Raw genomic sequence first — 21,259 nt, 5'->3', positions numbered from 1 at the left:
CCCGGGCCTTCTGCCATCGGGGCTAAACTGGACCGCTCACGCAATCCAGTGTTCCGCAATGCATCCCACACGCGTCCTCACCGGCATCAAGCCCTCCGGCACCCCACACCTGGGCAACTACGTCGGCGCCATCCGCCCGGCCGTCGCCGCCAGCCGCGGGGCCGGCATCGAAAGCTTCTTCTTCCTCGCCGACTACCACGCACTGGTTTCGGTCACCGAGCCGGCGCGGCTGCAGGACGCGACCCTGCAGATCGCCGCTTCCTGGCTGGCCGCAGGCCTGGAGCCGGAGCCGGGCAAGGTGTGGTTCTACCGCCAGTCCGACCTGCCGGAGACCACCGAGCTGGCTTGGCTGCTCAGCTGCGTGGCCGGCAAGGGCCTGCTCAACCGGGCACACGCCTACAAGGCGGCCAACGACCGCAACCGCGAGGCCGGCGCCGATGAGGACGCCGGGGTCAACGCCGCGCTGTACATGTACCCGGTGCTGATGGCCGCCGACATCCTGCTGTTCAACGCCCACCGGGTCCCGGTCGGACGCGACCAGATCCAGCACATCGAGATGGCGCGCGACTTCGGCCAGCGCTTCAACCATCTCTACGGCGAGCACTTCACCCTGCCCGAGGCGGCCATCGAGGAGCACGTGGCGACGTTGCCCGGCCTGGACGGGCGCAAGATGAGCAAGAGCTACGACAACGTCATCCCGCTGTTCGCCCCGCGCGAACAGTTGCGCAGGCTCGTGTTTTCGATGGTCACCGACTCGCGCGCCCCCGGCGAGCCGAAGGACCCCGCGGGATCGAACGTGTTCGAGCTCTACCAGGCGTTCGCCAGCGCCGCCGAAACCGGGACGATGCGCACGGCCTTCGCCGAGGGCATTGCGTGGTCGCAGGCCAAGGAGGCGCTGTTCGAGCGCATCGACGCCGAGGTCGCACCGCTGCGCGAGCGTTACCAGGCCTTGGTGGCGGCGCCACAGGAGATCGAGGCGCTGCTGCAGGAGCACGCCGCGCGGCTGCGCGAGGAGCAGGTCGCCCCGCTGATGCGCGAGTTGCGCGCGGCGGTCGGGCTGCGGCCGCTCACCGTGCCGGGCGCCACCGGGGCCGGCGGCCGGCGGGTGCGCGCCGCGGCGGCACCGGTGTTCAAGCAGTACCGCGAGGATGACGGCCGTTTCGGCTTCAAGCTGGTCGACGGCGAGCGCACCCTGTTGCTTGCCGAAGGCTTCGCCTCGCCCAAGGAGGCTGGCCAGTTCATCGCCAGCCTGCGAGGGGGCCGCTACGAGGCCGACGACGCCCGGTTGCAGCGCGGCGAAGGCGTGGCCGTCGAGGATGTGCGCGCGGCGCTGGCCGCGATGGCAGAGGCGGACGAGCGCAAGGCCCGCGCCAGGGCCGAAGCCGGCGGAGGGCAGGGCGCGTGAGCCCGGACATCGAACTGAACCTGACGCTGATCCTGTTCCTGCCGTGGTTCGTGATCCTGACCGTGCTGTTCTGGAAGTTCCCGCGGGAGCCGAAGGACGCCGCCCGCCGCGCCTATGACGTGATCGCGCTGGTGGTCGCGCTGGGCCTGTTCCTGGCCAGCGTGTACTGGGCGCAGGCGTATGCCGACCCGGCGCAGGGCAAGATGTGGAAGCAGATCCTGGCCACCGCCCTAGGCTACGCGGTGTACCTGGGTGCGATGGCGGTCGCCTTCGTGGCACGCCGGTTCTGGCTGCGGCGGCGGACGCCCGCCCGCACCAACGCCGGCTGAGCGGCCGGCAACCGCTCACGGGAACGGTGCGCCGACACGGCTAGGATTGGCGGTGCTTTCCCTCCAGACCGCCGATGCCCGACGCCTTTTCCGACAGCCCGTCCAGCATGCCGGCTCCCCGTTCACCCGCTCCCGGTGATCCTGCCCTGGCGGGCGAGGCCGCGCGGCAGGCCGCGCTGGATGCCTACCGGCTTTTCGATACCGGCCCCGAACCGGCGCTGGACGACATCGTCCGGCTGGTAACCCGGGTGTGCGACGTCCCCGGCGCGGTCCTGTCGCTGATCGACCGCGACCTGCAGCGCTTCAAGGCGCGGATCGGCATCGACTGCGACAGCACGCCGCGCCGGGTGTCCATCTGCGACCACACCATCCGCACGCCGGAAACGCCGCTGGTGATTCCCGACGTCGCCCGGGACCCGCGTTTCGCGGACCTCACGCTGCGCATCGGGGGCGAGCCGGTGCGGTTCTACGCCGGCGTTCCGGTGCTCGGCCGCGAAGGCCACGCCCTGGGTGCGTTGTGCGCGATGGACGTACGTCCACGCGAGCTGGCCGACGAACAGCTGGATTCACTGCGCATCCTGGCCCGCCAGACCCGGCACCTGCTCGAGCTGCGCTGCTTCGCCCGCGACCAGCGGCGCCTGGCCGAGGAGCGTGCCAGCACCCTGCGCAAGGCGGAAGCGTCGCGGCAATACCTGCAGGAGGAGATGGCGCAGATCCTCCAGAGCGCGCGAATGGATCCGCTGACGGGCCTGCTCAACCGCGCCGCACTGCAGCAGCTGCGCAGCGACCCGGATGCGCTGCGGAGGCTGGATGCCGGTCCGTATTGCCTGGTGGTGCTGGACATCGACCACTTCAAGCGGATCAACGACACCCATGGCCACCGCGAGGGCGACCGTGCGTTGCGGGCGGTCGGCGAAGCGGTGGAGGCCTCGATCCGCCACGACGACGTCGCGGTGCGCTTTGGCGGCGAGGAGTTCCTGCTGGTCCTGCCGGAAACCGGGGTGGAGGCAGCGGTCGAGGTGGCCGAACGCATCCGTGCGGCGGTGGCGGGGCTGGAACTGCCCTTTTCGCCCGCGTTGACGGTGTCGGCGGGGGTGGCTGCCGGTGACCCGGCGCTTGGCCAGCCGGAGGCGGTGTTCGAGCGTGCCGACCGGGCGCTGTACCGGGCCAAGGAAGGCGGGCGTGACCGGGTCGTCGTTGCCGACGCGGATTGACGGAAGAAAAAGGGGCGGCCCGGAGGCCGCCCCTTTCCACATCGATCCCGACCGGGTCAGTTCGGCAGCGACAGGTCGTCCAGCAGCGCCTTCAGGAAGCGCGCGGCCTCGCCGCCGGTGGCGGCACGGTGGTCGAAGGTCAGCGAGATCGGCATCCGGCGGTGCACCTCGATGCCGCCCATCACCGCGACCACGTCGTGCGACAGCTTGCCGGCGCCGACGATCGCCACGCACGGCGGCACCACCACCGGGGTGGCGTAGCGGCCGGCGAACATGCCGAAGTTCGACAGGCTGATGGTGTAGCCCGACAGCTCGCTGGAGGGGATGCTGCGGTCCTCGACCTGCTGGCGCAGGCGCTGGATCGCCGAGCGCACGCCGCCGGCATCGAGCACGTCGGCATTGCGCAGCGCCGGCACGAACAGCCCGTCGTCGGTATCCACGGCGATGCCGATGTCCACGTGCGGGTGCAGGGTGCGGGTCAGGCTCTCGCCGTCGAACCAGGCATTGAGCGCCGGCACCGCCTTGGCCGCCGCGCAAATCGCACGGATCAGGCGGGCGGTGATGTCCTGCTTGCCGATCCAGGCATGCAGGTCGGCATCGTCCACCAGCGTGGTCGGGACCACCTTGCTGTGCGCATCGGCCATGACCCGGGCCATGTTGCGGCGCACGCCCTTGAGCTGCTCGGGCTGGCCGCTGGCGGCCGCGCCCGGCGGCTGGGTGCGCATCGGGCGCCCGGACTGGGACACCGTGCTGCGCTGTGCCGGGGCGGGAGCGGCGGCCGGAGCCGGGGCCGCACGGTCCACCGCGCGCTGCGCGGGCGCGGCGCCAGCGGCTGCGGAACCATCCGCCGCGGCCTTCTTGACGGCAGCCATGGTGACCACGCCGTCGGCGCCGGTGGCCTGCACGCGGCTGATGTCGACCTTGAGCTTGCGCGCCATCGCCCGCACCGCGGGCATCGCCTTGACGCCGCCGGCGTTGCTGGCCTGCTCGGTATGCACCGCGTCGGAGGACTGCATGGCACCGACCACGGTGCCGGCATCCTGGCGGACCTCACCCTTGGCGGCGGGTTCGCCGTCGGCCTGGATCGCGCCGCCTTCATCGGAGGCGACCACCCGGTCGTCCGGCGCCGGGTCCTGGCTGCCCACGCCCTTGTCGCCACCGCCGTGGTGGTGGCCGGTGTCCTGGCCCTCGGCGCGCTGCGGCATCGACGGGTCGATCTCGAACTCGGCCAGCATGGCCCCGGTGTTGACGATGTCGCCGGCCTTGCCGGCCAGCTTCAGCACCTTGCCCGAGACCGGGGAGGGCACCTCGACCACGGCCTTGGCGGTCTCCATCGAGACCAGCGCGTCGTCCAGGCGGATGGTGTCGCCTTCCTTGACGGTCCACTCGACGATGGTCGCGTCCGGCAGGCCTTCGCCCAGGTCGGGCAGGTAAAAGGTCTTCTTGTTGCTCATGGCGTTTCCCATTGGGCGGGCCGTGGCCCGCCGGTGGTTGGGTGGATGCGCGGGCGGCTCAGCCGTGCTGCATCGCGCGGCGGGCGGCCTCGACCACGCGGTCGACGCTGGGCAGGAACTTCATCTCCAGCCGGAACAGCGGGATGTGCGTGTCCGGCCCGGTGACGCGCTCGACCGGGGCGACCAGGTCGAACATCGACTCCTCGGCCAGGCGGGCGGCGATCTCGGCGCCGAAGCCGGCGGTCTTCGGTGCTTCCTGGACGATCACGCAGCGGCCGGTCCGGCTGACCGATTCGGCGATGGTCGCGAAGTCCAGCGGACGCAGCGTGGCGACGTCGATGACCTCGGCGCTGATGCCCTCGGCGGCCAGCTTGTCGGCGGCCTCCAGGGCTTCCTTCACCTGCGCGCCCCAGGTCACCAGGGTCACGTCGGTGCCGTCACGCAGCACGTAGCACACGTCCAGCGGCAGGGCCTCGCCGTCGTCGGGCACCATCTCCTTGTACTGGCGGTAGATGCGCTTGGGCTCGAAGAAGATCACCGGGTCGGCCTCGCGGATCGAGGCCAGCAGCATGCCGTAGGCGCGCTGCGGCGAGGACGGCATCACCACCCGCAGGCCGGGCACGTTGGTGAAGATCGACTCGTTGGCCTCGCTGTGGTGCTCCGGCGCGCGGATGCCACCGCCCCACGGCACGCGCAGCACCATCGGGCACTCCAGCCGCCCGCGGGTGCGGTAACGCATGCGCGCGGCATGGCAGACGATGAAGTCGACCATCGGATAGACGAAGCCGTCGAACTGCGCCTCGGCGATCGGCCGCATGCCCTGGCTGGCCATGCCCACCGTGAGGCCGGCAATGGTGGTCTCGTCCAGCGGGGTGTCGATCACCCGCTGGCTGCCGAACTGGGCGTGCAGCCCGGCGGTGGCGCGGAACACGCCGCCGTTGACGCCCACGTCCTCGCCCAGCACCACGACGCTCTTGTCGTTGCGCATCTCGTAGGCCATGGCCTGGGTCAGCGCCTCGATCAGGGTGATCGGGGTGGCCTGCTCGTTGGTGCTCATGCGCGGCCCTCCCGCTCGATGGCTTCTTGCCGTTGCGCCAGCAGGTCCGCCGGCGGATCGGCATACAGATAGTCGAACATCGCCTCCACCGGCTGCACCGGGGTGTTGAGGTAGGCGTTGATCTCCACGTCGACCCGGTCCTCGCACTCGGCGAGCCAGGCCTTCTCCTCGTCCTCGCTCCACACGCCGGCCTCGGTGAGGAAGGTGCGCAGGCGGGTCATCGGCTCGCGCGTCCAGCCGTCCTTGACCTCGGCCTCGTCGCGGTAGCGGCTGGCGTCGTCGGCGGTGGTGTGGTCGTGCAGGCGGTAGGTCATCATCTCCAAGACCGTGCCGCCCTCGCCGTTGCGCGCGCTCTCGGTTGCCCGGCGCATGCCCTCGAGCACCGCGATCAGGTCGTTGCCGTCCAGCTGCAGGCAGTGCAGGCCGCCGGCCAGGCCCTTCTGGGCCAGCGTCTCGGCCCCGGTCTGCGCATGGCGCGGCACCGAGATCGCCCAGCCATTGTTGATCACGCACAGCACCAGCGGCGACTTGAACGCACCGGCGGAGTTCACCGCGGCGTAGAAGTCGGTCTTGGACGAACCGCCGTCACCGCAGCAGGCCACCGCCACCCGGTCCTGCCCGCGCAGCTTGAACGACAGCGCCGCACCGGCCGCCATCAGGCACTGGGTGGAGATCGGCACGCACCACGGGTAGTCCCCGCGCGGGCCCTCGAAGTCATTGCCACGCTCGTCGCCGCCCCAGTACAGCAGCACCTCGCGCGGCTTCACCCCGCGCATGAACTGCGCGCCGTACTCGCGGTAGCTGGGCGCGAACACGTCGTCGGGCTTCATCGAGGCGCCGATGCCCACATGCGCGGCCTCGTGGCCCAGGCTGGCGGCGTAGGTGCCCAGCTTGCCCGTGCGCTGGAGCTTGATCGACTTGCTGTCGAAGGTGCGCACGAACAGCATCTGCTTGAACAGCGGCACCAGGGCCTTGGGATCCTGCAGTCCCTCCGGCAACTCCCTGACGAGCTTGCCGTCAGGCCCCAGGTACTGCAGGTACTCGATCTCGAACGATGCGGCGACCGTCATGCGACGCGTTCCTCGGTCAGGCGGAAGACCCGCAATTGTAGCCGGGGTGGGTGGGGTGGTGCCTGTCTGGGGGAGGTGGGCGACAGGGTCGCACTGGTGTGCAAGTCTGGCGTCGGCTCCCGGCGGGTTGTACCAATGCGGAGCGGCGAGCAGGCGCCGTGATCCTCACTTGTGGGCGCCGTCAGTAGCTCCGATCCAGCGCCAAACGCGCCAGGCATTCGGTCTTTGTCGTGTTGCGCATACCTTCCAGAAACTCGCAGTGCTTCTCGGCGTATTGCGTCCACTTGTCTCCGGGAGCGGATGCGAGTGCGTCAAGAACCGCCTCTCCGTTGTAGCCGGAGCGCTCCAGCGCACGAAGCACCCTGAACAGCAGGTTGTCGCCTTGCTCATTGCCAAGCCGATCCAGTTCGATGGCCCGGTCTTCTGTCAGGCTCGCGAGGCAATCGGTCCTTTCGATCTCTGCCTCGTTACCGCCGGACTCCTCATGGAGCCGGTCGCAGTGCTCGTCGCGGAAGGCCAGCCACGACCTCTGCACATCAAGCAGCGCTGATCTCCTGTCACCGGCGACAGAGAGCCTCTCCCGGTAAAGCGTGTTTAGCCGTGCGTCGGCACCCGCGAGCCGAACAGAAGCGCACGTCATCAGATCCTGTGCGGATATGCTATTGCATGGGTCCTCGCTCTTCCCTCTTGCATTGGCCGTGCACAACAGGCAGCCAGAAATAAGCAAGAAAGCTATTCCCGACGATTGCATTTCAATCCTCCTTCGAGAAGTTCGGCTCCCCTTTTCCGCCGCTTCGGCAGTCCGCCCGGGTTTCGGCTCCTCTAGCGCAGGGTTGATCCCGAACTGACGATCTCGCGGGGAGAGCGGAGCCATTACCGCAAGCACAACCTGCCCTGCGCCTCAACCTGCAGGCTCAAAGTGCTGGTTTCTTATTAATTCATGATGCTGATGATCCGATCTATCTCACTTCTTGAAAGGACCTGCTGTCTCGGAGTGTGGGTCTCAATCGTGATGTTTGTGTAGATGAACTCACCATCGTGTAGTGGCGAGTAAGTGATGCTGCACGTGGAGGTAGGTCGGTAGACGGAATCATTTCGATCATCACAATCTACTTCGGCAGTATAGAGGGTTCGGCTGTCCAGAACGATATCTTGCATTTCATAAAGTGAACTGGCGGTACTGACCGTGACGGACATGTTTGTTTTGGCAGGACCGTGCGTGATTCGTACGTCGATTCCATTGTCGACGAGGAATTCGCTGCTTTTTGAGCGGCAAACCAGGCCCGCTTCGCGATGGTTGGGTGCAGCAATGCGCAGGCACTTGGTCGCGGGATACATCTCCTAAAAGAATGCGTCGTCTCGAAGCTCGATCCCTTGAAGGCCTGGCCTGCCTGGAATGGTTTCTGCCGAGTCGCTCGGCTCATGCAATAAAGAGCATGCGGTTGCAACGAGTGCGTACAACAGGGTCACGGTTTTCATGGGATATACAAGGTGTATGTTGCCTGCGCTCAACTGCTACCGGGTTCCTGTCCAGCCCGGATCGGAAATTTAGAAGATTCAATGGGAAGAGTCGACGTAACTGGAAACACCGCCGTAGGTATCCTTCGATCTCATCTTCCCTAACTCGCGATGCAAGGGCAGGTTTGATCGTGATCTGGGTGTACGTAGTGTCCGTCAGTTTGAGGAACTCGTCTTCAGTGGATGCAGTCACCTCGATGGCAAGCAAGGGGGTGATAGCCTGATCGATGAATTTATAGTACGTCCAAGTCGAGATGGATTCTCCACTCCCTGGCGTCACCGAGTACAGAATTCCATTGTGGCTCTCGCACGAAAAGAGAGTTGGATAGTCACCAACCGGATGGTATTGGTTTCGTGTTTTGTCCCTAACCCAATAGAAGGTGCCTTCACCGCCCTTTCCAGTGCCGGTACTCACCGACAGGTCCGGCGTGCCGTCCCCATCCAGATCGATTTGGTTCTCCATGTCCAATGAATAGGCGGTGGAGTCGTAGGAAATGCTGAATGTCTGGCGTGATTCGCCCGCTACGAAGGTTTCGATGTTGACTATGCCTTTGCTAGTTGAGTCACCGCATGAGCGCGCTGCAATGGCGATGCCATCATTGTCGTGGGCCTTGATCGTGAATTCCGCGCTGTGAGCGCAGTCCGAGGCTGCCGCACCTGCAGAGGATGCAGAGCAACCAATTGGTGCTGTTGCTAAGAGCAGTATTAAAGGCACAATTGCACTGCAGTTCATCGCACAATGCTCGCTTTGCTGTTTCTATTCGCCGCCTGCGTGCAGGAAACGTCGCCCTGTCGTATCGATTTATCATTGCTTGGTCTCAGCATCCAGCCACACAGGGGAGCCTCATCAGGGGACCACCTTCTCAACGAGTTCGTGCGAAAAATCGTCGAGCCGCCAGAATGCGAGGGCGTTTTCACTCACAAGATGCCCAGCAAACTCAAAGCCTGTCATTGTCAATTCGACTTGGAGGGTCGATGAAAGAATGTGAGTGGATACATCCAACGTGGTTTCGTCGCCCTCGCCGCTCTGGCACCTGAGGATTCGATGCTCCTTGAAGTCAAGGCCCTTGGGGTGCTTGCAGTCTCCCACCTTGGCGGCAGCGCCCTCCAGCCAGAGTAGAGACGTGGAGTAGGTGTGTACCCATTGGTCGCTTGAAGCATCCTCGATCGTCTCCATGGATGCCGCTGACTTGCCTCGGCAATAATTGCCGACGGAAACGACCTCGACATCCTCGATGGCACGAATTAGCGTGCAATCGATAAAGAGGGTTCCGCCCTGCATGTCGATGATGGGGGTGAGTGTCTTGTAGTGGGTGCGAGATGAGAACGTCTCGTGAATCAACAGGGGGTGTCCGGCCGCATCTTCGTCCAGATAGGAATAGTTCGACCCGTGTTTGCCGATAAAGCCTTGTTCGGTGGCTAGGGAAAGAACTGTTTCATGCGGAGCCGGCGCAGCGGTGCGCGCTGCGGCGTCTTCACCATCAGATACTGATAAGCCGCCCAGGGTCTGTCGTGTGGCGTTCGAAGGCTGACAAGCACAGAAAAGCACTATGATCATCATGCCGATTCCGCCAATAGAACGTGTTTTTCCTAGCATCTAGATGCCTCAAGAATATCTTCAAATAGCTCCGCGTAGGCTTGAATGACTGCGGCCTTATCGGTTCCGTTGATCACACGCCGGGCGTTGAAGTAGTCGGTGGCTGCTTCATTGATGTACCGGGTGATTCTGCGGCCTGTGAATACTCCTGAAAACATGCCGTGGATCATGCAGCCGGCGGCATGCTCAGGCTCCAATGCAAGGTCGGGTCGCTGGGCCAGATCTATGCCGAGGTGGTCGCCACACAGCTGGTATTTGACCTTCCAGGTCAGCTGGACATATCCCCTGCCGCGGTACTTGTAACCATCGCCTTCTTTCGTGTTCCCCATACGCACCGCTCGATCCTTGTGAGCCCGCGTGCCCGCAAGAACAGGATCGTACTTGTTGAAGTATGAGTGCGGTCCTCCTTCTGTCCTAGGCTCAAAATATGTCTCGCGCCACAGCGTTTCGTGACGTGCCGTAGCCAGCATGTATGCCACATGGGGAATGAAATATTCCTGCCCCGTAGAGGCATAATAGTTGACGATTCCCTCTATCAGGACGCGGAGGTGCTGTTCAGATGCCGCGTCTAGTTGCTTCCCCGAGGAGTTCCCGAACTCTCCATGTCTGGTCCTATAGATGTCCATGAATGTGTTGACATTCAAGAATCGACAGCTGCACGCGAAGTTTGCGATCAAGCCGATGGGGTGTAGGTGCTGCACTCTGCCTTGAGTCGGGAATCCACTCTTGCTCTTAATGTCGCCCCAGAACTGCAGCGTCTTGATCCGCCCCTTCTCCTGCTCCCAGTCTTCCCTCCTAGAACTGGGAATCAGCTCGTCAATCGCATCCCAGCGATCCATCGGTCCCGCCCACTCGCTGTGGTGCTTGATCACCAGGTGCGACAGTGCCTGCGCCAGCCATGGCTTGCCGAGCGCGCGGCGCAGCTCCAAAGGCGTGATGCCATCCTTACCATCGGCATCGATTGCAGCGCAGAGGGAGTCGAACAGCGGACTTTGCTCCGCGCTCTGGGTCAGCGACTCCAGCTGCTTCTGCTCACTCGCCGTGGCCTGAGGGTCCCGGATGATCGCGCGGGCATAGAGATCTTTCGGCTGTAGTGTGCCGGCGTCCATCAGCACGAAGCCGGGCCATGCCCAAGGCGAGCAAAGCGCAACGTTGGGGTGATCCTTCTCCCGCACCCATCCCTCCATCGTCCCAGCCGATCCTCCTCCAGCGGTAGCACGGAACCAGCGGGTCCCATCCGCCTCCAAGGCGGTGGCTTCGACCGATCTGGCCCTGAGTACGCGGGAATGCGACACCACCGGATCGGAGGCGTTGGCCAGCTTCAGGGGGAAGTCCGACCACACGAAGGCAGGGCCGTAGATCGGGTTCGATGCGTTTGTGGCCTGGCCGTCCACCCAGACGTCTTCGCCGGCGGGCTCCAGGACCTTGCGGTAGCTATAACCGGCTTTGTTGGCCGCGGACAATGCGTTGTACTGCTCAAGCGTGATTTCGCTTCCGTCGTCCGGACGTACGGCCGAGATGAACAGTCGGCCGTCGGCGTAGGCACGGGTCGCCGGAGTAAAGCCCGTCAACATGCTTCGCTCAACGGTATGGATAGTGCCGCGAGTGCCTTTCGCCCAGCGTTCGCCGGCATTGCTTCCGACACACACCGCCGCCTCACCGACGGCAAGCTCGATGTCCGGCGCCGTCGGTTGAACGAGTCGGGCGCCGCACCTTATGTGCAGGAAGGTCTTTTGCTTCGCGTCGAGTTGCGCATCACGTGCGCGACTCTCGCCGATGAAGGCCTCCAAGTCGTCTCCGGTGAAGACATCGACCTGGACCAAGGGGCGGTTGGCCCTCGACGCAGCAAACGGATCCATGTCGCCATGTCGCTGGTACTCGCCGGGATGGCCGACCAGTTCGCCGGCCATGATCGCAGCGGGCTCCTTCAGCACGACGACGGTGCCCATGGCGCTGGGCGTGGTGAGCCGATCCAGCTCCGGCAGGTAGACACGTCCGACGTGCCGTCCGGCGGGAACAGTGTTCCCCCTTATAATTCCTGAGATCGCGTGGAACCCCGCGTGACTGCCCACGGACGCTCCCAGCGTCAGCCGCGTGCCGCGTGGAAGCAGGGCGATCGGCCGATGACTTGCATCGCGCACCCTCAGGCCAGTTACCCCGGGTGCGAGCCTTTCTTCGTTGTCCCGGGCCTTCTCGCCGACGACGTACTCCTCCGCGCCGTCCCAGAAGGCTGGCCGCTTGTAGCCGATGTCGGTGGAGTAAGCCTTCCAGTTCTGCAGGTGCATGTACAGGCTGTAGAACACCAGTGAAGGCTCAGCCAGCGCCTGCGATGCCGCATCGGCACCAGCCGTGGCCTTGTGGTCCCGGTCGATCCTGGGTATTGCGGGAAGCTGCAACCGGTGACGAACCAGCACAAAGCCCGTGGAATACCGGGCTGGCGCCCGGCTGCTGTACTCGACGACGGGATACTCGTCGTCGATGCGGTAGGCGAGAACCTCGCCATCCGCAATGCACCGCACGCCCGCATCCTGGTCGAGGGTAGCGCCGGTTTCGCGACCAAAATGGAGACCGCCATGCCACTGACCATTGGCACCGATCGGGAAAAATCCGTCTTCCGCGCGTGCCAGTGCCCTGAAGTACGTTTCCGCGCTTTCTGACTCGGGCACGGTCGCGTCGTCTGCCTGGGAAATGGCGAAGGGATAGGCGAATTTTGTCGTGGGCGCTGGCGCGCCTTTGGACCTACTCATGCAGGCGTCCTTGTCTGCGTTGTGATCAACCGGAGAAATCCAGCATCCGATCCGGCTCCAGCTTCAGCAGGCCGTCGGGCAGCGACAGCCGGACATCCCCACTGTTGCCCCCCTTGAACGGCAATTGCCCCGCCTTCACCGTGAACGTACCCGGGCAGGCAAAGGTGATGTCGCCGCCCTCCAGCGTGACCCGTGCCTGCCCCGCCTGCAGGACGATCTTCTCCTTGGCCAGTACGTCGATTCGCTCGTCGGTGGCGGTGATGCTCACCGATCGGTCCGCCAGCAACTCCAGCGGCCCCGCATGCGCCTGCAGGCTCAGCGGGCCGTTTGCCGCGATCGCCTTGAGCGGGCCTCGCTGGGCGAACAGGGCCAGGTGTCCTCCACTCACTCCGGCAAAGGTTTGCCCGGCGACCAGGTGCAGGTCCTGCTGGGCGGTGATGTGCAGGTTGCCGCTAGCGTGGGCGACGGCGCTGGCGTCGGTGGCAAGGGCGATGGCGTCCGGGGACTCGGCCAGCAGTACCGGCCGGGCGAAGCACTCCACCGGGGCGCCGCCTTGGCGCTGGTCGCCGGCCGGTTTCGTCGCCGGCTGCCCGGCGATGGCGCCGGCGTAGCGGCCGTCCTGCTCCGGGTCTACGGCGGCGACGAAATCCGATTGCGCCGTATTGGCCGTGAGCGGGGCGACCCCGCTGCCTTCGGCTGCATCGCTCAGAGCTTGCGCGGTGAGCTCGGCCCCCCTGAGCTGGGCGACGGCTTCGTTCGCGTCCAGCTGGGTGGAGGTCGCGCCGGGCCGGGCGGTGGTCGACAGCAACACGCCGCGGGCGGCGCGCAGGTTGGCCCAGCCCAAGGTGGCGAAGTCGAAGCCCTGCCCGCGCAGGCCGCCGCGGGTGGCGTTGTCGTGCTCGACCAGGTAGCCCAGTTCCAGCCGGCTGTCGGCCAGGCTGGTGTGCAGGCGCTGGCGGAGCTGTCCCGTCGCGTCGTCCACCAGCCATTGCTGCGTTCCGCCGCCATCCAGTGACTGCGTGTGCAGGCCGGCGATCGTCCCCGGGTGGTTGCTCGCGTCCGCGAGTGCGAACGGCGGGGCGACCGCGCCGTTGTACAGCTGGCCGGTGATGACCGGCCGGTCGATGTCGCCGTGCAGGAACTCGACCAGCACCTCGCTGCCGATGCGGGGCAGGGCATGGCTGCCCCAGTTCGGGCCGGCGACCCATTCGGCCACCCGCACCCAGGTACCACTGGTGTGGTCGCCCGGGGCATGGCCGTCGGGGAATGCCGCGGAGCCGGTGTCGGCCAGCCCACCGGGGTTCGGCCGGGGACCGCGTTGCCAGGGAAACTGGATCCGCACCTGGTGGTCGCGGGTGGAGGTCACGGCCGTGTCCGGCAGTCCGACGACGCGGGCGGTCTGCATCCCCGCTGCGGTCGGCTTTGCGACCGGGTTCGGAACGATCGCGGTCGCCGCGGGTACCGCAAGGAAACGGTTGCGGTAGCTGCCGCGCTCCAGGTCGGGTGCATCCAGCAGCTCGACGATGCCGCTGCCCAGGTTGTTCGCCGCGACATGCTCGACGGCCAGTGGCACGAACTGCTGTCCGGAAAGGCCCGGATGCTGCAGCAGCGTGAACACCGCACCGGCCGCCAGCCCGCGCCCGCTGCCGGCCCCGGCGTGCAGGCGCCGTGGCAGGCGCAGGGCGTCCAGCCGCAGGCCGGCAAAGGTTTCGGCCTGGTCGCGCTGCTCGAAGCGGCCGCTGCCCGGCACCTCGTATACCTCGCGGGCAGGCAGGTGCGGGCCCGCCGGTCCGGCTTCCACGCTCGCGGCCATCGCCTCGACCTGGTCCGGCTGCCAACTGGCCGCGGTGACCGCGTTGGCGGTGGCCTGGCGCTGCTCGGCGAAGTGGCTGATCGCGTCGTGCGCCTCGGTGATGTCGCTACGGTGGAAGCGCAACGCGGGCGGGTCGGCCGCTACGGCGTCGGCATCCTGGTCGTAGACCACCAGCGTGTGCAGTGGTGCGCCATCCTCGATGGCGGCCTGCGCGTGCTCGAAGCGCCATGCCAATCCCGCCCCGGCCAGCAGGCGGAAGACGAAGGCGTGGTCGCTCTCGCGGTACTGGGTGGTGACCGGCGGCCTGGGCAGGGTCCGGCCGACGTCGACCCGCAACGCCGCCTGCGGGTAGTCGTCGAGTATCCGTTCGAGCACGTCCAGCGCATCCAGGTCCTGGAATATCAGGGCGTTGCGGCGCAGGTGCAGGAACGCGGTCCAGGGCTCGACCACCAGCCGGTAGCGGGCCAGGCCGCCGTCGCTGCCCAATTCAAGCACCCGGGTGCAGTGGCCGTGCCAGTGGCGGTGACGGCCATCCGCCCTGCGCAGGCGCAGGGTCACCGCGCGGCCAAGCAACGGGCCCGGATCGAGAAAGGCATGGGTGGAAAGGCAGTCGACCTGGAAGCGGAAGTCTTCGCAGACCGCCTCGCGGCCGCTGAAGCGCTCGGCAACGAAGACATTGCCGGGCCCGGTGTCGATCTCGACCAGGCGGTCGCGCTGCGAGGGCAGGGCGCCCGGCACCGCGGCCGGAAGCCTGGAAAGGACGCTGTCCATGGCGTTCGATCCCAAATCCGTTTGGTGATGTGCGGCCCATCAGGGCCCACAGTGGTCGAGCATATCAGGGCGGGGAAAGGCTGTGTTTCCGGGCACCACGACCCGTCATTCCCGCGTACGCGGGAATGACGTTGTGGGGGATGACAGTACCGGGTGCGTTACGCTTCGGCCTTGCAGCAGTGGACGACTCCGGGGACGCGGGATGAGGACTGAAGAGGACCGGCACGACGGCATGCACGGCAATCAGCGCGACCTGGAGGCCGGCATCCACACCGACCTGGCCGGTCGGATGAGCTATGGCGGTTACCTGCAGCTGGAGCGCCTGCTGTCGGCCCAGCAGCCGGTGTCGGAACCCTCGCACCACGACGAGATGCTGTTCATCATCCAGCACCAGACTTCCGAGCTGTGGCTGAAGCTGGTGATCCACGAGCTGTCCGCCGCCGTCGCCCACCTGCGGCGCGACGAGGTCTGGCAATGCCAGAAGGTGCTCTCGCGCTGCAAGAAGGTGTTCCACCAGCTGACCGAGCAGTGGTCGGTGCTGGAGACCCTGACCCCCAGCGAGTACATGGGGTTCCGTGACCTGCTGGGCCCCTCGTCCGGCTTCCAGTCATTGCAGTACCGCACCGTCGAGTTCCTGCTGGGCAACCGGAATGCCGACATGCTCAAGGTGTTCGCCCATGACGCGGCCGGGCAGCAGCGCCTGCGCGCGGTACTCGAGGCGCCCAGCCTGTACGACGAGTTCCTGCTGTACCTGGCCCGCTGGGGCCATGCGGTGCCGCAGCGCAACCTGGAGCGCGACTGGACCCGCACCCACGTCGAGGATCCGGAGCTGTCGCCGGTGTTCGAGGCGATCTACCAGGACACCGCCCGCTACTGGCGCGAGTACGCCCTGGCCGAGGACCTGGTCGATCTGGAGAGCCAGTTCCAGTTGTGGCGCTTCCGCCACATGCGCACGGTGATGCGGATCATCGGCTTCAAGCAGGGGACCGGCGGTTCATCGGGGGTGGGTTTCCTGCGCCGCGCGCTGGAGCTGAGCTTCTTCCCGGAGCTGTTCGCGGTACGCACCCGCCTGTAGGCCGGTGCCGTGGAGGCGTTCAGGGCAGGTGAGGGCGCTGTTAGGATGCGGTGAATCCGTATTCCGTCGACTCCAGGAGCCGGCATGAAGCAGCAGGTCCCCGCAGCGCCCCGGCGCAATTTCGTCACCCGCTTTCTCGATGGCGTCGAGCGCGTCGGCAACCGCCTGCCGGACCCGGCGGTGCTGTTCCTGTTGCTGATGCTGGCCACCTGGGCGATATCGGCGTTGCTGTCGAACGTCAGCTTCAGCGAGATCGACCCGCGCAGCGGCGACCCGGTGGTGATCAACAACCTGCTTTCGGGCGCCAGCCTGACGGCATTCATGGCCACGCTGGTCAGCACCTTCGTCAACTTCGCGCCCTTGGGCGTGGTGCTGGTGGCGATGCTGGGCCTCGGCGTGGCCGAGCACACCGGCTTCATCAACGCGCTGCTGCGCGCGATCCTGAGCATCACCCCGAAGCTGCTGCTGACCCCGGCGCTGATCGGCGTGGGCATCCTGAGCCACATCGCGGTGGACGCGGGCTACGTGCTGGTGATCCCGCTGGGCGCGGTGATCTTCTACGCGGCAGGACGGCACCCGTTGGCCGGCATCGCCGCGGCCTTTGCCGGGGTGTCGGGCGGGTTCTCGGCGACGTTCTTCATTCCCTCCAGCCTGGATCCGATGCTGGCGGCGCTGACCCAGGAGGCGGCGCGCATCGTCGCCCCGGCCGCGGAGATCAGCCCGCTCAACAACTTCTACTTCACCAGCGCCTCGACCGTGCTGGTGGTCCTGGTGGGCTGGTACCTGACCGACAGGGTCATCGAGCCCCGCCTGCAGGCCACCGCGGTGGACGGGGACGCCAGCGACATGCCGACCATGGAACCGCTGGAGCCGAACGAGCGCCGCGGCCTGTGGGCGGCGGTCGGGGCGATGGCGGTCGCGATCGTGCTGTTCGCGCTGACCCTGCTGCCGGAGGGCACCCCCTGGGCCGCCGATCCGGCAACGCTTGCCCCGGGCACCCGCCCGCTGCTGGCGTTCACCGCGCCGCTGATGCAGTCGATCGTCGCGCTGATCTTCCTCTTCTTCCTGATCCCGGGCGTGGTGTACGGCTACGTGGCCGGTACCGCGAAGAGCCACCGCGACATCATCGAGGGAATGAGCAAGGCGATGAGCGGCATGGGCTATTACATCGTGATGGCCTTCTTCGCCGCGCAGTTCATCTACGCCTTCAGCCAGTCCAACCTCGGCGTGCTGCTGGCCATCAAGGGCGCCAACACCCTGCAGTCCATGGGCCTGCACATGTCGCTGACCCTGGTCGGCATCGTGCTGCTGTCGGCCGCGGTGAACCTGCTGGTCGGTTCGGCCTCGGCCAAGTGGGCGTTGATCGGCGCGATCATGGTGCCGATGCTGATGCAGTTGGGGATCTCGCCCGACCTCACCCAGGCCGCCTACCGGGTCGGCGACTCCAGCACCAACATCATCACCCCGCTGCTGCCGTACTTCCCGCTGATCGTGGTGTTCTGCCAGAAGTACGTGAAATCCGCCGGCGTCGGCACCCTGCTGGCGCTGATGCTGCCGTTCTCGATCACCCTGCTGGTGGTGTGGACGGCGTTCCTGGTCGGCTTCTGGGCGCTGGGATTCCCGCTCGGAGTCGGCTCCAGTTATGCCTGGCCTGCCGGTTGAGGCAGATGAACCGGGGGCGGGCACCCCGTGCCGGACAAGTTGCGGTAAGTTTCACCGTCGCCCCGGCCCACGCGGGGGTTGATTCAAGGGCACGCGGCCAGGCGCCGGTTGCCGTACCAACATCGGGGAGTACTCAAACCAGTGGCCACTAACCCTTACGCAGCCGAGGAGCAGAAGACGATCCTCGGCCATCCGCGCGGGCTGTTCGTACTGTTCTTCGCCGAGATGTGGGAGCGCTTCTCCTACTACGGCATGCGCGGGCTGCTCATCTTCTACCTCGTGCAGCACTGGATGTTCTCGGACTCCGAGGCCTCGGTGATCTACGGCGCCTACACGGCGCTGGTGTACATCGCGCCGGTCGTCGGCGGCTACCTCGCCGACCGCTACCTGGGGCAGCGCAAGGCAGTGCTGTTCGGCGCCGTGCTGCTGACCTTCGGCCACTTCCTGATGGCCTTCGAGGGCGACGGCGGGCAGACCGCGGCCGAGATCAACATCTTCTGGCTGGCGCTGTCGTTCATCATCGTCGGCTCGGGCTTCCTGAAGGCGAACATCTCGGTGATGGTCGGCCAGCTGTACCCGCGCACCGACATCCGCCGCGACCCGGCGTACACGATCTTCTACATGGGCATCAACACCGGCGCGATGCTGGGTTCGCTGATCGCCGGTTACCTGGGCCAGACCTATGGCTGGGCCTGGGGCTTCGGTGCGGCGGGCGTGGGCATGCTGCTCGGCCTGGTGGTGTTCGTGATCGGCAAGCCGCTGCTGATGGGCCGCGGCGAGCCGCGCGACCCGGCGCGGCTGGCCGCGCCGGTGGTCGGCATCAAGTTCGAGTGGCTGCTCTACGTCCTCAGCTTCCTGACCGTGGGCCTGGTCTGGTTCATGATCCAGCACCAGGAGCTGGTCGGCATCCTGCTCGGCGTCGCGGGGGCGATCCTGGTCCTGTACGTGCTGCTCACCGCGGTGTTCAAGCTCGAGCGCGAGGAGCGCAACCGCATCGTCGCCGCGCTGTACCTGATCGTCGGTTCGATCCTGTTCTGGGCGCTGTTCGAGCAGGCCGGCGCATCGCTGAACCTGTTCACCGACCGCTCTGTCGACCGCCACATCCTCGGCTGGGAAGTCCCGGCCTCGATGTTCCAGTCGCTGAACTCGATGTACATCATCGCCCTGGCGCCGCTGTTCGCGATGCTGTGGCTGGCGTTGGCCAAGCGCGGCCTGGAGCCCTCCACCCCGGCGAAGTTCGCCATCGGCGTGGTGCTGGTGGGTGCCGGCTTCCTGGCCCTGGTGGCCGGGGCCCACGCGTCCGTCGCGGGCGCCACGCCGGTGATCTTCATCTTCCTGCTCTACCTGATCCACACCATGGGCGAGCTGTGCCTGTCGCCGGTGGGCCTGTCGGCGATGAACCGGCTGACGCCGGCGCACATGGCCAGCCTGATCATGGGCACCTGGTTCTTCGCCTCGGCCACCGGCAACTTCGCCGCCGGCCTGATCTCGGCCGCGACCGGCGGCGAGGGCGCGGGTCCGGAGAAGGTGCTGGAGGTCTACTCCAACGTCGGCTGGCTGGCGGTGGGCGTGGGCGTGGTGATGATGGTGATCGCCCCGCTGGTGAAGAAGCTGATGCACCTGGATACCCTGCGCGACGAGGACGAGCTGGCCGGAACGGCCGAGCTGGCGGAGTCGCAGGCCGCGGGGATGGACGTCAAGCACGAGACACGCTGAGCGTCCGCGATGCGGCAAGGAGCGGCGGCCTGCGGGCCGCCGCTTGCGTTTCCGAACGGCACGCCTGCGATGCGGCGCCACGCGGGCGTGGGCGTCACTCCCGGCGGGCGGCGGGGGCCGGCTCCCGGACCTCGATGTCCACGGCGTCCAGCCGGTCGAGCAGGGCGAACAGGGCCTCGCGCTCGCGTGGCTCCAGGTGGCCGAACAGGCGCCGCTCGAACTCCAGCGCCAGCGGCGCGACCTCGGCATAGATCGCCTGGCCCGCCGGGCTCAGGTGCAGCACGGCGCGCCGCCGGTCCCCGGCGTCCACCTCGCGCTCGAGCCGGCCGGCTTCCACCAGCCGGGCGACGGCGCGGCTCACCGCGACCTTGTCCATCGCCGTGCGCTGGGCCAGCTCGCCGGCCGACAGACCGGGCGACAGGCCCAGCACCGCCATCACCCGCCATTCGGTGATCCCCAGGTCCAAGCGGTCGGCGTAGATCCGCGCGATCGCGCTGCTCAGCCGATTGGACAGCACCGACAGGCGGTAGGGCAGGAAGTTCTCCAGCTCCAGCGTGGACCCGCGCTGGCCGGGCCCGTGCTGGTCGGCCCCGCGCTGGTCGGCCCCGTGCGGGGCGGAACGGTCGGCAACGGCCATGCGGCCCCCTTGCATATGGTTTCAAGTGAAACTATAAATCCTCATCCACCCCACGCAAGCCGCGCGTCGTCCGCACGGTGCCTGCACGAACACCAGGAGTACGCCATGAGCGCCCAGCCCAACCTCGGCATGGAAGTCACCACTTTCGAGAACCCGATGGGAATCAACGGGTTCGAATTCGTCGAGTTCGCCGCGCCGGCTGGCGAGGGCGCGCGCATGCGCACCTACCTCGAGCAGCTCGGCTTCACCGCGGTGGCAAGGCACCGCCAGCGCGCGATCACCCTGTTCCGCCAGGGCACGATCAACTTCCTGCTCAACGAGGAGCCGGGCTCCTTCGCCGCCGACTTCGCCGCCGGGCACGGCCCGTCGGCCTGTGGCTTCGCGATCCGCTTCAAGAAGGATCCCGCCCAGGTGCTCGAACACGTGCTGGCCAACGGCGGCGAGAAGGCCGACCACAAGGTCGAGACCGGCGCGGTGTCCTTCCCGGCGATCAAGGGCATCGGCGACTGCATGCTGTACCTGGTCGACGACTCGGCCGGCAACGTCTACGCCGACTACGAGCCGCTGCCCGGCGTGGACCAGAACCCGCGCGGCTTCGGGCTGACCTTCATCGACCACCTGACCCACAACCTGTTCCTGGGCAACATGGGCAAGTGGTCGGACTACTACGAGAAGCTGTTCAACTTCCGCGAGATCCGCTACTTCGACATCAAGGGCAGCAAGACCGGGCTGCTGTCGAAGGCGATGACCGCGCCGGACGGCGTGGTGCGCATCCCGCTCAACGAGTCCAGCGACGAGAAGAGCCAGATCAACGAGTACCTGCGCGACTACAAGGGCGAGGGCATCCAGCACATCGCGCTGTTCACCGACGACATCTACGAGTCGATCGAGAAGATGCGCGAGGCCGGCGTGGAGTTCCTCGACACCCCGGATACGTACTTCGATGTGATCGACCAGCGCATCCCCGCCCACGGCGAGGACGTCGAGCGCCTGCGCAAGAACAGGATCCTGATCGACGCCGACATGGAAACCAAATCGCGCCTGCTGCTGCAGATCTTCGGCCAAAACGCCTTCGGCCCGATCTTCTTCGAGATCATCCAGCGCAAGGGCAACGAGGGCTTCGGCGAGGGCAACTTCCAGGCGCTGTTCGAGTCGATCGAGCGCGACCAGATGAAGCGCGGGGTGCTGTAGGCA

16 protein-coding genes are annotated in these 21,259 nt (G+C 66.5%); 7 read left to right on the top strand and 9 right to left on the bottom strand.

Translation table 11 applies throughout. From position 1 onward, the window contains the following. Window positions 1–58 precede the first annotated feature (58 nt). The 3 genes from LY625_RS05130 (at window position 59) to LY625_RS05120 (ending at window position 2,948) form a co-directional block, all read left to right on the top strand. Window positions 59–1,405 carry a tryptophan--tRNA ligase gene (locus tag LY625_RS05130; protein ID WP_233738022.1) on the top strand — a complete coding sequence of 449 codons (1,347 nt, stop codon included), beginning with the start codon at window positions 59–61 and terminating at the stop codon, window positions 1,403–1,405. Next, window positions 1,402–1,734 (top strand): hypothetical protein, encoded by a 333-nt coding sequence (locus LY625_RS05125; RefSeq protein WP_233738020.1) that lies wholly within the window; start codon window positions 1,402–1,404, stop codon window positions 1,732–1,734. The genes LY625_RS05130 and LY625_RS05125 overlap by 4 nt, the downstream gene beginning before the upstream one ends. Before the next feature lie 74 nt (window positions 1,735–1,808). After that, window positions 1,809–2,948, top strand: coding sequence for a sensor domain-containing diguanylate cyclase (locus LY625_RS05120; protein ID WP_233738018.1), 1,140 nt, complete (start codon window positions 1,809–1,811; stop codon window positions 2,946–2,948). 56 nt (window positions 2,949–3,004) lie between these two features. Here the strand turns inward: LY625_RS05120 and LY625_RS05115 are convergent, their stop codons facing one another. From LY625_RS05115 to LY625_RS05080, 8 genes are all read right to left on the bottom strand, one after another. Continuing rightward, a complete protein-coding gene (locus LY625_RS05115) occupies window positions 3,005–4,402 on the bottom strand; it encodes a dihydrolipoamide acetyltransferase family protein (RefSeq protein ID WP_233738017.1) in 1,398 nt (465 codons plus the stop codon). Between the two features lie 58 nt (window positions 4,403–4,460). Continuing rightward, window positions 4,461–5,459, bottom strand: a complete 999-nt coding sequence (locus LY625_RS05110) for an alpha-ketoacid dehydrogenase subunit beta (RefSeq protein WP_233738015.1) — start codon at window positions 5,457–5,459, stop codon at window positions 4,461–4,463. Next, complete coding sequence (pdhA, locus tag LY625_RS05105; protein ID WP_233738014.1) at window positions 5,456–6,529, bottom strand: pyruvate dehydrogenase (acetyl-transferring) E1 component subunit alpha; 1,074 nt, start codon at window positions 6,527–6,529, stop codon at window positions 5,456–5,458. Before pdhA ends, LY625_RS05110 begins: the two co-directional genes overlap by 4 nt. A 181-nt stretch (window positions 6,530–6,710) precedes the next feature. Beyond that, on the bottom strand, window positions 6,711–7,280 hold the full coding sequence (locus LY625_RS05100) for a lysozyme inhibitor LprI family protein (protein ID WP_343223460.1): 570 nt from the start codon (window positions 7,278–7,280) through the stop codon (window positions 6,711–6,713). 669 nt (window positions 7,281–7,949) lie between these two features. Next, a complete protein-coding gene (locus LY625_RS05095) occupies window positions 7,950–8,780 on the bottom strand; it encodes a hypothetical protein (RefSeq protein WP_233738011.1) in 831 nt (276 codons plus the stop codon). A 114-nt stretch (window positions 8,781–8,894) separates the two neighbouring features. Further along, on the bottom strand, window positions 8,895–9,608 hold the full coding sequence (locus LY625_RS05090) for a hypothetical protein (RefSeq protein ID WP_233738010.1): 714 nt from the start codon (window positions 9,606–9,608) through the stop codon (window positions 8,895–8,897). 29 nt (window positions 9,609–9,637) lie between these two features. Next, a complete protein-coding gene (locus LY625_RS05085; protein WP_233738009.1) occupies window positions 9,638–12,391 on the bottom strand; it encodes a calcium-binding protein in 2,754 nt (917 codons plus the stop codon). A gap of 25 nt (window positions 12,392–12,416) precedes the next feature. Continuing rightward, complete coding sequence (locus LY625_RS05080; RefSeq protein ID WP_233738008.1) at window positions 12,417–14,975, bottom strand: type VI secretion system Vgr family protein; 2,559 nt, start codon at window positions 14,973–14,975, stop codon at window positions 12,417–12,419. Window positions 14,976–15,207: 232 nt separating this feature from the next. On the opposite strand from LY625_RS05080, the gene LY625_RS05075 reads away from it, so the two are divergent. The 3 genes from LY625_RS05075 to LY625_RS05065 all read left to right on the top strand — a co-directional run bounded on the left by LY625_RS05075 (window position 15,208) and on the right by LY625_RS05065 (window position 19,428). Next, window positions 15,208–16,050: a tryptophan 2,3-dioxygenase family protein gene (locus LY625_RS05075; protein ID WP_233738339.1), complete on the top strand. Its 843-nt coding sequence runs from the start codon at window positions 15,208–15,210 to the stop codon at window positions 16,048–16,050. Between the two features lie 84 nt (window positions 16,051–16,134). After that, a complete protein-coding gene (locus tag LY625_RS05070) occupies window positions 16,135–17,712 on the top strand; it encodes an AbgT family transporter (RefSeq protein WP_233738007.1) in 1,578 nt (525 codons plus the stop codon). A gap of 141 nt (window positions 17,713–17,853) precedes the next feature. Further along, window positions 17,854–19,428: a peptide MFS transporter gene (locus LY625_RS05065; RefSeq protein ID WP_233738006.1), complete on the top strand. Its 1,575-nt coding sequence runs from the start codon at window positions 17,854–17,856 to the stop codon at window positions 19,426–19,428. Window positions 19,429–19,522: 94 nt separating this feature from the next. Here LY625_RS05065 and LY625_RS05060 read toward each other — a convergent pair whose 3' ends face one another. After that, window positions 19,523–20,065, bottom strand: a complete 543-nt coding sequence (locus LY625_RS05060; RefSeq protein WP_233738004.1) for a MarR family winged helix-turn-helix transcriptional regulator — start codon at window positions 20,063–20,065, stop codon at window positions 19,523–19,525. Between the two features lie 105 nt (window positions 20,066–20,170). Here LY625_RS05060 and hppD point away from each other — a divergent pair, with 105 nt between their 5' ends. Beyond that, window positions 20,171–21,256 carry a 4-hydroxyphenylpyruvate dioxygenase gene (gene hppD / locus LY625_RS05055; protein ID WP_233738001.1) on the top strand — a complete coding sequence of 362 codons (1,086 nt, stop codon included), beginning with the start codon at window positions 20,171–20,173 and terminating at the stop codon, window positions 21,254–21,256. Window positions 21,257–21,259: the final 3 nt, after the last annotated feature.

The organism is Lysobacter sp. GX 14042 (assembly GCF_021390425.1).
Lineage (GTDB): Bacteria > Pseudomonadota > Gammaproteobacteria > Xanthomonadales > Xanthomonadaceae > Novilysobacter.
Note: the sequence above shows the minus strand (reverse complement) of the source record. Positions and strands in the feature narration are given on the sequence as shown.